At 45.3% G+C, this 12,561-nt stretch carries 8 protein-coding genes; 3 read left to right on the plus strand and 5 right to left on the minus strand.

What is annotated here, in order from left to right; translation table 11 throughout:
* Positions 1-436: 436 nt before the first annotated feature.
* Complete coding sequence (locus tag JXQ28_12540; protein ID MBN2278560.1) at positions 437-2,137, plus strand: ABC transporter ATP-binding protein; 1,701 nt, start codon at positions 437-439, stop codon at positions 2,135-2,137.
* A 354-nt stretch (positions 2,138-2,491) separates the two neighbouring features.
* The gene (locus JXQ28_12545) at positions 2,492-4,633 is read left to right on the plus strand and encodes a hypothetical protein (protein MBN2278561.1); all 2,142 of its coding nucleotides are present in this window, start codon (positions 2,492-2,494) and stop codon (positions 4,631-4,633) included.
* A gap of 375 nt (positions 4,634-5,008) precedes the next feature.
* Here JXQ28_12545 and JXQ28_12550 read toward each other — a convergent pair whose 3' ends face one another.
* The 5 genes from JXQ28_12550 to JXQ28_12570 all read right to left on the minus strand — a co-directional run bounded on the left by JXQ28_12550 (position 5,009) and on the right by JXQ28_12570 (position 12,228).
* Positions 5,009-7,069: a methyl-accepting chemotaxis protein gene (locus tag JXQ28_12550; protein MBN2278562.1), complete on the minus strand. Its 2,061-nt coding sequence runs from the start codon at positions 7,067-7,069 to the stop codon at positions 5,009-5,011.
* Between the two features lie 61 nt (positions 7,070-7,130).
* Entirely contained in the window at positions 7,131-8,387 is a 1,257-nt protein-coding gene (locus JXQ28_12555; GenBank protein ID MBN2278563.1) for a substrate-binding protein, read from the minus strand.
* Between the two features lie 522 nt (positions 8,388-8,909).
* Entirely contained in the window at positions 8,910-11,165 is a 2,256-nt protein-coding gene (locus JXQ28_12560) for a PAS domain S-box protein (protein ID MBN2278564.1), read from the minus strand.
* Positions 11,166-11,548: 383 nt separating this feature from the next.
* Complete coding sequence (locus tag JXQ28_12565; protein MBN2278565.1) at positions 11,549-12,064, minus strand: hypothetical protein; 516 nt, start codon at positions 12,062-12,064, stop codon at positions 11,549-11,551.
* Positions 12,040-12,228, minus strand: a complete 189-nt coding sequence (locus JXQ28_12570; GenBank protein ID MBN2278566.1) for a hypothetical protein — start codon at positions 12,226-12,228, stop codon at positions 12,040-12,042. The genes JXQ28_12565 and JXQ28_12570 overlap by 25 nt, the downstream gene beginning before the upstream one ends.
* A gap of 88 nt (positions 12,229-12,316) precedes the next feature.
* On the opposite strand from JXQ28_12570, the gene JXQ28_12575 reads away from it, so the two are divergent.
* Positions 12,317-12,460 carry a transposase gene (locus JXQ28_12575; protein ID MBN2278567.1) on the plus strand — a complete coding sequence of 48 codons (144 nt, stop codon included), beginning with the start codon at positions 12,317-12,319 and terminating at the stop codon, positions 12,458-12,460.
* The last annotated feature ends 101 nt before the right edge of the window (positions 12,461-12,561 follow it).

A 12,561-nucleotide genomic window follows, 5' to 3' on the forward strand; every position in this document is an offset into this window, starting at 1 on the left:
AGGAAATGTCAATTGGTTTCATTGGAATAAATATTCCCTGTACCGATACCAATTGTGTCCAGCTATGTGCCTGCAACAGCGGTTGTAATACTGTTGCAGGGTGTTCATGTACACCGACTCAAGGATAACCGTTGGTCTCATAGAGTTTAACACATGAACTGAAACATCGTTCCTTTCAGCTCTTGCGGGGATAATTTAAAGGATATGATATTCAATATGGCCGATTCATATAAAACCGCCACTTACTTCTATCGAATATTGACATTACCGCGCTGTACCAATATATTTAAACTTATCGACATCGGCTTAAGACACCAGGAAAACATCCAAATATTTGTGCGAAAGTAAGGCTAAAATGATACAGTATAAAAAGGACGTAACAATTCAAATAAAACGCCTTCTTCCCTATTTATTAAAATATAAAGGCAAAGTTATCATGGCCGGTTTGACAATGGCCTTCGCGATTCTCCTGCAAATGCCTATGCCTCTTCTGACCATGTATATAATCGATGAATTGATCTCTCCCGACAAGGCTCATCTTGTTGGTCTTATCTGTGGCGGGCTTATTGTTGTCATCATACTCAGAATACTTTCTTCTTTACTCGAGAGGTATTTCCTGACTGTCTTCCGATTACGCGTGGTGACAGATTTAAAATGTCGTTTGTACGAACATGTCATGCGGCTGTCAATCGATTTTTTTCATAAAAAACAGACTGGATATCTTATCTCCCGCGTAAGCGGCGATGTGGAAGGGATCCAGGGGCTATTCGCGGAGACTTTCCTGACGCTTCTACGGAACATCCTGACTTTTATGGTCGGTATTACCATGGTCTATTGGCTGAACGTCAAGCTGGCTTTAATCGCGACCGCCATTCTTCCCTTCTACCTGATTGCCTTGTTCGCCTTTAATAAAAAAGTCCGACGGCTGGTCGAGGAAAACCGCGAGGCGTACGCCAATGTTTACAAATTTCTTCAGGAACACCTTTCGGGAATTGGCGTTATCAAAGCCTTTATTGCCGAAAGATATGACACCATAGCCATGCTCTCGGTTCTTAAAACCGCAATAAAAAGGGAATTCCGTTCCAGCATGATGGGTACCATAGCCACCCTGACAGCCGGGTTCATAAGTGCGCTGGGGCCGGTGCTGGTGTTGTGGGTTGGTATTCTTGAAATAATCTATGGCCATCTTACCCTGGGCGGCCTGATCGCTTTTAATGCCTTTATGGGTTATTTATTCTCGCCACTCGGAAGTATCTCAAATATAAATGTCAATGTTCAAAATTCCCTGACCTGCGCCAGAAGAGTATTTGAAATTATGGATATTCAACCGGAAGTTTCCCAACCAACACCGACCGTGAATAAAAATGCCCTTATCTCCAAAGGCAATATCGAATTTAAAAATGTCGATTTTATTTACAGCCAGTCGCCCAATGGTGCCCAAATACTGGATGACATTTGTTTTGTCGCCCCGGCCGGTAAAATCACTGCCATTATCGGGCGCAGTGGGGTCGGAAAAAGCTCTATAGTCAATCTTCTATTCAGATTTTACGATTACCAGAAAGGCGAAATATTAATCGATGGCTGCGACATTCGCAACTTTGATCTCAAATATCTGCGAGGGAATATCGGGTTGGTTACCCAGGAAACCTTCCTGTTCGGATACAGTATAATGGAAAACATCAAACTGGCTCGACCCCATGCCACCAACCGGGAAGCCGTCGAGGCGGCCAGAGCCGCTTACGCCCACGACTTCATCATGAATTTGCCCGAAAAATACGAAACCAAAATCGGCGAACGCGGCGCCCTCATATCAGGCGGCGAACGGCAACGGATCGCCCTGGCCCGGGTCTTTCTTAAAGACCCGCGTATTCTTATTCTCGATGAAGCGACTTCCTCCCTGGACAGCCAATCGGAAGCTTATGTGAAGAAGGCAATGGCACGACTATTTGATAATCGAACCACGATAATTATTTCTCATCGCCTGTCGACCATATCCGATGCCGACCATATTATCCTTATCGATGGCGGTCGGGTTATTGATACCGGAACTCACAGCAGCCTTTACGAAAATAATAGCCTATATAAAAACTTGTATGATGAGCAATTTTCTGATGTCAAGGCAATATCAAATTTATAGAGGCATATATATGCATGGTCTGGCATAATTTCGTTGTCATAAATGAACTTGATTAGCATAAGATTTTAAGAACAGGAGGGATTGTTATGGACTTTATAATTGAGGCCTGTAACATGCATGATATGCTACTCGTGGGAATAAATATTCCCTGTTTTCCCACCGCCGAGTGTGTGCCGAACAAAAACTGTGTTGATTGTTGTGGCTCCTGTGAAATATGATTTCAATCGTATTCTGCGACAATCTGGACAGTATGCATTTTTGGATAAAGGGCGATTTCGGTATTTGAATGGACAGCATAGTTTCTGCCTGCTAAATACCTGCTAAACAATGCGCCGCCAGTAGAAGGAGAATTATATGCAATTCGTAATTATTATTCCGTCATTTATAACAATCATGCTATTAACCGGTATCTTCCCTTCTATGGCGACTGTACTTGATTCAGGTTCGGTCAATCTATGCAAAATGCCGCTTAATTATTTTAATATCAATATCACCAAAATCGATCAGCCGCCGATAATTGACGGGGTTCTCAGTGATCCTTGCTGGACAAGAAGTGCATCATACAATATTCAGGCTCAAAATAGCCCTGACATGGAAGCGCCGGCAACCGAGAGCACTATCTGTTATTATGCCTATGATAGTCAAAACCTTTATTTTGCCGCCAGATGTTACGACTCTGAACCCGATAAAGTCGTCGCCAATTTAAGGCGAAGAGAAGATATCGGCGAGGATGATTTCCTGTTTTTCTCATTTGATACTTACAATGACAAAAAATCCTCGTTCTATTTCATAATTAATCCGCTGGGAGTCCAGGCTGATGGCAATCAATGGGCCACCGGTTCTGATGAAAGCTGGGATGGCGTCTGGACATCGGCCGGAAAACTCACCGAATTCGGCTGGCAGATCGAGGCGGCCATTCCCTTTAAAACCTTAAGATTCCCGAACCAGGATACTCTTATCTGGAGGACCCAAATTCTGCGCTTCATAAAAAGAAAAAACGAAATGGATGCCTATGTGCCATTCAGGAAGACCGATAATAATCAGATGGAACGAATGGCCGAGATTCATGGCCTGAGCTCTATTGGCGGTGATATGATTCTCAATATCACCCCGTATATAACCAACCGTTATGATGATTTCCCCGATAATAATGATAAATACAACGAATTTAATGGCGGGGCTGATATCAAATATGGCCCGGCGCCAAATATTATTTTTGATGCCACGATAAATCCGGATTTCGGCCAGGTCGAGGCCGATTATGATTATATCAATCTTACGCCTTACGAGTTCTACCTTCAGGAAAAAAGACCCTTTTTCCTTGAAATGGTGGAATTGTTCCAGACTCCATATACCCTGTTCTACAGCCGCCGTATTGCCGACCCCGATGCCGGTATCAGGATGACCGGTAAAATCGATAAATTCAGCTTTGCCGCCTTTTACGCCCGTGATAATGTCGATTATTCCGACAGCAAGGATAATTTCCTTGTCGCCAGGGTCGAACGTGAAATCATGGATCAGTCTTTTATGGGCTTTATGGTCACCTCGGTCGATCGGCCGGCCTACAATAATATCGTTGCCGCCGGTGACTGGAATATAAAAATGGCGCCTCTCACCTTCAGCGGACAACTGGCATTGAGTGATACCGATACACTTGACGGCCCGAGTGGGCTTGGCCAGGCAAAAATCTCTTTTTACAGGTACAACATAAATGCCGCCTATCGCTATAGCTTTATCGAAAAACATTTCTACACCGCGGCCGGTTATGTAACGCCCCAGGTAGTTGATATGTATTACACTCCCCTATCGTACCGCACCCATTTATTTTCGGCAAACTATGAATGGCAGATTAACAAATACAGCCTTCAGACTATCACTCCATCCTTTTCGACATATGTTCGGCACGATTACGACGGCCGCAGATTAATGAGGAATTATTCTCCATACCTGAATATTAACCTCAACAGGAATATCGGATTCACATTCTCATCATCGATCGATGAAATACTCTGGGAAAATGAATATTTCGATCTTTATGCTTTCGGGGTGAACTTGGGTGTCAATCCGACCGGCTACCTGGGCGCGAATGTTTACTATGCCGAGGGAAAAGCCCTCGATTACTGGAATATCCGATCGGTCTGGCAGAAGGAGTTTAATCTGGGTATCAGCTGGAATCCCATTCGGCAACTGGAAATTTTGCCATCGGTCAGTCATGCCAGCCAGTATGAATACCAGCATGGTCCCGAAACATACAGCCAGTGGATCGGGCTTTTACGTATCGGATACCAGTTCAACAAAAACGCCTTCACAAAAATATTCGTGCAGGGTAACGACTATTCGGATATTTATGTCGGCAATTTCCTTCTGGGATATATACTCAGCCCCGGTTCGACTTTATATCTGGCCTATAATTCCAATTATCGGGATAGCGATGATGATTTTTCGGTTATTGATAGGATCATATTCCTGAAATTATCCTATCAATTCAGGCTGTAGTTTTTGGCATATGTCTGATTATCGGGGCTGGTTCAAAACAAGATATCGGGTTACAAAGTTCTGGTGGATCAAAACCTTTGCCGAAGGTCCTGAGCGAAGCGAAGGAGGTTTAGAAATCCTAAATTACCTATTTTTGATATAATAAAATGCCTTTAGCGAGTCAAGGGCCTGATTATGCGCCCTTATGTCACTTTGCCAACCTGCCCGCAGGCAAGTCACCCTGGCAATTTACTCTATTATCACACCCTTGATACATGCCCGGCCCCGATTGGTATGAGAACCTTTTAAATTAATATTGGAGGTAGATATTATCAGGGGTGCGGGTTTTAGGCCGCACCCCATTAAAAACAAATAGCGTATTTGAAAAGGATAATATTAGAAATTACCCTGTTCATATTCTTGCAGATGGACAACATCCCTGTTTGATTGGCCGGGAGTCGGGTCATTTGACGGATATCCATGATTTCTCGTGGAACCGAGTTTCCTTTCGCGGATCCGGCTTGATCCAGCCCGGGAAGGTTCTCCGGGTTTTCTTTCTCCGCCGGCCTGCCCGGGTTGCCCGACAACATCTTCCCTGTAAAAATGGCGTCTTTCAATTTCAGATTCGATTACACCTGAAGATTTCAAACCAAAGACAATCGTGGATAAATCCCTGACGACCATCTGGAGATTTTGAGCCTGGCTGGCAAGCTGCTGGCTGGCGGACGCAGACTGCTCCGCATTGGCGGCATTCTGCTGCGTGACCTGGTTCATTTTCGCCACCGCCGAATTTATCTGATCGATACCTTTGGCCTGTTCCTCGGATGCTGACGACAGTTTACCAATATGCCCGGTTATTTTGGTGATACTATCGGTGATTTCATCAAAAATAGCGATAAGATCACCGGTCACCTCCACACCGTTGTCGGCATTTCTCTGCGAACCTTCTATAAGAATACTGGTATTCTTGGCGGCATCGGCCGAACGTTGGGCCAGATTCCTGACCTCCTCCGCGACAACCGCAAAACCTTTCCCGGCTTCGCCCGCCCGGGCCGCTTCAACGGCGGCATTAAGGGCCAGCAAATTAGTCTGAAAGGCTATCTCATCAATCACCTTGATTATCTTGGCGGTATCATCGGAGGACTTCTTAATCTCCTGCATGGCCCGCGACATCGCCTCAATAGCCTGTGTTCCGCGACCAGCCGCCTTGCTGGTGTCGGACGCAAGATTATTGGCATTTCTGGCGCTATCGGTATTCTGGCGAGTCATGCTGGCGATTTCCTCCAATGATGATGAGCTTTCCTCGAGTGACGAGGCCTGCTCTGAGGCACCATTGGCCAGAGACTGGCTGGCTCCGGCAACTTCTTCGGAGGCCGAACTTACCTGATTGGCCCCGTCAGAAAGTTGACCGATCGACAATTTGATCGGCCGGGCAATGGAGCGATCGAGGAGAAAGGCAATCAGAATCCCGATCAGGATACCGCAGACAGCAAAGACTAATGATATCCAGAGAGCATTCTTGGCCTTCCCCAGAATATCGTTTTCAGGGATAAGGAATGCCAGACAAAGCTCCGTATTGCCGATATTTTCCGAATTCTCTCCGACCAGGGTATGATTATCGTGCAAATAATCATAAACGACATATTCCGAACCATCATCCATATCGAATGTAATCGCATTAAGAGAATTGCCGTTTTTCATCCACTGCCAGAATTCCTCCGATCCTTTCATGGTTTTTCCTATAAATTCCCGGTCGGAATGACTCCATAAAAGCCTTGTCTTGTTGTCACAGATGACGACCTTGGCCCGCGGAAAACCATTGGCAACCGCTTCGCTGGACATCAGGTTTACCTGGCTTTGAAGTCTATCCCAATCCAGATAGGCCAGAAAGAAACCATTAACATCGCCGGAGCTGTTTTTAGCCTGATAACTGAACATAAATGTACTCGGGTAATCGGCACCATTTTCACCCTTTGTACTGCTCGGTACCTGGGTGACATTGATTATGTCCTTGTTCAACAGGTTTTCAACCTGATCGACCCTCTGGCCATCGTAGGAGGTAACCGAACCGGAAATTTTCGAGTTTACCTCCGAAACCAGGACCTTGCCCGACTTATCCGTTATCAGCAGGTGCGAGAAGGCGGGGGCTCTCTCGAGCATACTGGCAAAGGATCCTTTCACTTCATTGAGAGTGTTGAATTCAATAGCCAGTCCAAAGATATCATCGGCCACCCATTCTCGAAAAGTCATCGCCTGATCAGACAGATAGGAATTAATATCTTTGGCCCCGTTCTTATCCATCAGGACCATCAGGTTATCACTGCCCTCGATCGAAGCGGTTCGATTGAAATTGTATGCGACTACTACAATCGCCAGTATGGGTAACAGAGAGATCAGAACGCCGGTCATTATTTTAAAGCGGAGGCCACTATTGGTCCAGAATCTAAACAATTTCAATTGCTCCTCCTTTCGTGCATATGATTATCATATGCCAAAATAGGTTCCTCTTATTGGATCATTATAATTCCGAAGAGGCCCCGGCTTGCTGACGCTGGGAAGTCCACTCGCTGTGAGTGATGGCCGCTTCTTCGCCTGGCATACTGCTCAGGATATCGAAATAATCGAGTTTGTATTTATCTTTCAGAACTTCGGCTTCCGGCTTGCATTTTATAAGGTAAATGGTCTGTACCGACTGGTGATCAAAGGGACGCCAGACCTGTTTATCCTTCAGCAATGTATATTCGTGCCCTTCAAGGTTTTTAATGACGTCTTCAGTTTTGAAACTTTTGGCTCTTTCGACGGCTGCTTTATATTCATAAAGAATGGTATAGGCTGAGGCGCCGGAAGTGCTGGGATAACGATTATACTTGGAAGCGAACCTGTTCACGAATTCCTGGCCGCGTTGATAGTTATAATTAAAGGGAACCTTCCAGGTCCACGGGAGTGCTCCGATGACGCCCTCCATGACTTTAGGACCGGCCCCTTCGGCCATGCCGAGGGTAAGATTGGGAACAACCAGTTGCATTTCGTTTTTTAGCCCCATGGCAGTGGCCATCCGGATGGCTTCAACCATATCATTTCCGAAAAGCACCAGCACCAGGACATCCGGCTTGACCATTTTGGCAAAACTAAGAGCCTTCTTAAAATCTTCGGTGGTTGCCCCCGGGAATGGCGTTTTGATTCCTTTATGGGCCGACTCGTCATCAGTGCCGGTGAATTTGCGCATGGAAGTTTCGGTGGTCCAACCCCAGGTGTAATCGGCCGTAATGTAGAGGTATTTTTTGCCGGGGAAATTTTTCTTCAGGTAATCCCCGATGGCTTTGGCCGCCATCCAGGAATCATAACATTCCCTGAAGGTGGTCTTGAGACCGTCTTCTCCAGTTGTTGAGGTGGAATATGTCAGAGTCCCGAAAAACGGGACATTCTTGGCATAGCAAACCTTGGCGGCGGCCACAGCGACTCCGCTGGACGATCCGCCAAAAACCATCTTGACACCGTCATTGTCGATCATATCGGTGACATTGGCGGTGGTTACATTCGATTTGGATTCGGAATCGCGCCAGATAATTTCAACCGGCTCGCCGAGAATACCGCCGGCCGCGTTAATTTCTCCCACAGCCATCTCGGCCGCGCGCCACTGGTCCAAACCCTGAACGGAATAGGGACCGGTCTTGGGATAATTCAATCCGACCTTTACAGTCGCTTCGCAAATGGCGGTGACCATAAGGATGCCGATAACAAGCATCAGGACGGTTGAGATTTTGAAGTGTTTCATTGCCTTCTCCTTCTATTATTATTTATGTTTGGGGTTAAATGTTTAAATTGGTTATTGTTCGGGAAGTCATAATTGCCGGGGCCGGCCTTACCCGGTTTCTCGAACAGGCGACGGCCTCTCCTTCGCGAAGCCTTCGATCCTTCTGACAGAAGATAAGCCCTCCCCCTTTTTGTCTGGTAGATTTCGGGCAAAAGACCCGGGTGTCATTCATAAGATGTCCATCTTTCATGTCGTCCCCTGCCTACCAAAGTAGAAATCACTGTGCAGTTAAATAATTCTCAATCGAAACCGTATCATACCATGCGGTCCAGATTGCTGATCACGGGGAAAACCCGATCACTGAACAATAGGATTCTGTTCTATTCTCATATCAGTAAAATCGAGTTATTGGGATATTTATTAACAACTGATTAATGACTATCAAATGACTATGCGGAATAGTCATTGGATTCGGCCGTTGCCGGAGGCCGAAGACATAAAATAAGACCCTGCCGGAGTTCACAGAGCATCACAGGCGTGCAGTTAATTTATAGAAAGTAAATAAGTTATTAGACTGATGCCGTTGTTGGACAGCGCCAGTTTTTTACGGATATTACGGCGTTGATTGTTGACAGTATAAACCGAGGTGTTGAGATTTTTCGCGATTTCCTTAGATGTCAGGCCGCTTTTAATCATATTGCAGACCTCAAGTTCACGACGGGTAAGCCGGGAAAATGATTGTTCCAACCGGTTAATAAAGGGCGAGGCGATATCATTAAGGCATTGTTGAAGAAGGTCAACCTGTTCGATCCCCGTTGCATCAATTTTATTTCTGATTGCCCTAATGACCGGAACGGCAATATTATCAATATTAGCCTGAATTTCCCTGCCCAGACTTTTCTTGAGTTTCTCCTGTTGATAAAGAAGTTCTTCAAGAGCGGTGTTCTTCTTTTTTAAAGCCGCCTTTTCTTTTTCAAGTTCCCGATTGATGAAAATCAGATGTTCTGCCATTTTCCTGCGATTGACAGCATTGACTATTATCTCGCCCACAATATTCAGCAATTCGATATCGGCCTTATGTTGAAACTTCTTTTCCCTTTCCGATTCAAAACCCAGCAAGCCTATTAATCGGCCACGGGAATTCATTGGTACCAGGACCACCGATTTCAACATGTTTTTCGCGGTCGGATCATCCGATACAGGAATCCGATCGCCGTCAAAACCGGACCAGGGAGACATTCTTATGGTCTCGAATCTCTCCAGCCGGCTTTTAAGTTCGGTGTATTTATTCAAATCAACAACCTGTCCCGGCGAAAAGATTTTACTGACTCCCGGAGCACACCATTCGTGGATAATCTGCATCAGGCTGTCAGTCCGGGAAAAAAGGAAAATATAACTACGGTCTATATGGGCGAACTTGCCAATGGCTTTCAGGGCCGCCACAATTCCCTGGTCTGTTTTTTCCGGTTCCAGGGACATGAACATATTTGAAATTTCGGCCACCAGTTTTTCCATATCATAGCGGTATTGCAGTGATTCCTGGGCCATTTTGTGTTCGGTGATATCATAAATAGTCCCCTGAACGCATTCCGGCTGGCCCTTGTTATCCAGAAGGTTTTGAATGTATTCATTCACCCACCTGATCTCACCATCCTTACGAATAATCCGGTACGATCTTTCCATCCGGGAATTCGGTGTTATCCGTAATTTTCGTGCCCCGCTTTTCAACATTTTCCTATCTTCGGGATGAACGATATCAATCCATTTCTTCGCTTTTACAATAAAATCATCAATGGTATAACCGGTGATTTTTTCAACGGCGCCGTGGAAAAAAACCGGTTTGAAATCCAGTGTTCTTCGATAGGCGATTCCCGAGAAATTTTCTACAAAATTGCGGTACCGTTCCTGGCTTTCATGGACCCTGGCCTCAGCCAGTTTTCGTTTGGTAATGTCCCGGCCGACCCCGACAATGGCGATAACATTGCCATCCTTATCGAGAATTGCTTTATCCGCCCAGGCCAGCCATCGCCAACCATCTTTGGTCTTTGCCCGCTGTTCCAGATAAGCCTCATACGGAGGAGAATATAAGGCCTTCATGGCCGCTTCCGTGGAAAGCCGATCATCCTCATGAACAAGCGGCAAAAATGTCTTGCCAATCAGTTCCCCCTCAACCAATCCAAACATGCGGCAATATGATGGGCTTACAAACAGAAATCTCCCCTCATTATCCACTTTCACGACCAGGTCGGTCTGATTTTCCACAAGAAGCCGGTACTTCTCTTCCGATTGCTTCAGGGCATTACGGTCTTTGATCCGATTGGTAATATCGGTGAAAATGACGCAAATCCGGCCGGGTCTATCTTTTGTCCCCTCAAAAATGGGAATGGCATCCAGGCTTAACCAGCGATAACCATTATCCCGGGAATTGAACACAGCCAGGGTAAAATTGCGGACCGGCAAACCTGTTCGGAGGGCTATGACCGATGGGTTGGCCCTGGTCGGAAGATTTCGATTATCCTGGAGTATCGTTTTCCATACTTCATCTGTCAGGGTCATACCTTTCAAATACTCCTGCGATAATCCCAGGATCCTTTCCGCGGCCCGGTTGGCTGAAATAATTCCCCCCTGATCATTCAGGAAAACCACCCCTTGAGACATGATATAAAAAAGAATCTGGCAGGCGGTTTTATCTTCAGATACTTTTCTGGATCCCGGGAACCATTCCGGGATATCGTTGCCCCGTTTAAGAGAAGAATGTAAATCGGCAATAGTATTCAATCTCTGTTGTCTGACGCCCATGCAGCTATTTCCAAGATGTTGATTTCAGGATTCCTTGCCATTCTATATATCGGTTGAATTGTTCAAAAACTATACATCTAAACCTCAGAATTCCAAAAAATAAAACTACTGATATGGCAGGCTATAAATAAGGCTTCCGACTCAGCCGATTTTTCCGTTAAAGCGATATCGTATATTTACAATTTCGGCAATAAATCAATATGTCGAAACCTCCTCCGCTTCGCTTCGGACCTTCGGCAGGGGTTTCGACCTTCAATATTCCTAGCTCCAGTTGCGGAGGTCAGGAGCCATGCGCTCCTGACTATTCATTTCTTTTAAATTCCCATGTCACCAATTCCCAACAGCAGACTATGGGATATCGGTTGGAATATAGCAAAAATCAATTATGCCAGGTTATTTGGCTGCTTTAAATAATCTTCCGCCGCTTTTTTTACATCTCTCCGAAGATTCTCAAAATCAATATCGAGCTTTCGTTTTCCAAGCCTGCCCTCAACCATGTCGATTGCCTGCAATGTAGTATTGACAATGAATTCCCGCCTTTCCCGTTCGCCGACATTATGAAATTTTTCCCTTGTCACTGCAAAGTCCACAGTAATATCTTTATTCTTGTTGGAGTAGTTGGATAGTATAGGTCTTGACGGCAGGTCATTTGGGGTAAACACTCCGACAACAAAGTATTTTATAAGTAAAAGCCGAAGATCATTTCCATAGGATGTTTGTGATAGTATTGGCTCAGTATAATACCCAAAACTGTCTTTACCCCAAACATAGGGTGGAAATAGCTCTTTGATATCTTCACTCCCTAGCCAAAGAAAATACTTGATAACGGATTCCTTTTGATTTTGCAATTCTCTGTATCCTCTAAAAACAATTTTTATTCCTTGTTTTTCCCCGCCCATTTTTCCTTGTTTAACGGGCCTGGGTTATTTTCAACAACTTCCCTTTCTAATTTGGCCATTTCTTTTCTACTACCACTTTTAAGGGTTATCATCTGTTTATCTTTTAGATAATCTAATGAATACCTCTTTTGAATAGGCGTTTCGGATGTAATTCCGGTTTTCAAATATTCGCCCGTATTATTACTTTCCAGCCTATAGAGAGTCGTTTCCTTCGGGCTGTCAAGCGAATTGCCGTGAATCTTATTTGCTGATTTGGATCAAGTGCGGGAGATCACCTATGACAGGCTGATCACTTATAATGAGCAGCGTCCCCATGACGCCTTGGGCGGTCTGCCTCCGACGGTCTTCCGTGAACAACAAACAGCCAAAAACTCTACTTTTGAATTGTCCACTTGACAGGGAAGCTTACGGACCCTCGTATTCGGCGATAAAATATCCCGGTGTCCCGGAATAATAAACTGACCCGTCATCGGAGGTCATCAGGTCGGTGATATCAT

This window comes from Candidatus Zixiibacteriota bacterium (assembly GCA_016933955.1).
Taxonomy (GTDB): Bacteria; Zixibacteria; MSB-5A5; order GN15; family PGXB01; genus JAFGTT01.

Excerpts from the sequence above, each read along its gene's own strand:
- JXQ28_12540 (MBN2278560.1), top strand. The coding sequence starts at position 437 with ATGGCCGGTTTGACAATGGCCTTCGCGATTCTCCTGCAAATGCCTATG.
- JXQ28_12545 (MBN2278561.1), top strand. The coding sequence starts at position 2,492 with ATGCAATTCGTAATTATTATTCCGTCATTTATAACAATCATGCTATTA.
- JXQ28_12555 (MBN2278563.1), bottom strand. The coding sequence starts at position 8,387 with ATGAAACACTTCAAAATCTCAACCGTCCTGATGCTTGTTATCGGCATC.
- JXQ28_12560 (MBN2278564.1), bottom strand. The coding sequence starts at position 11,165 with ATGGGCGTCAGACAACAGAGATTGAATACTATTGCCGATTTACATTCT.
- JXQ28_12565 (MBN2278565.1), bottom strand. The coding sequence starts at position 12,064 with ATGGGCGGGGAAAAACAAGGAATAAAAATTGTTTTTAGAGGATACAGA.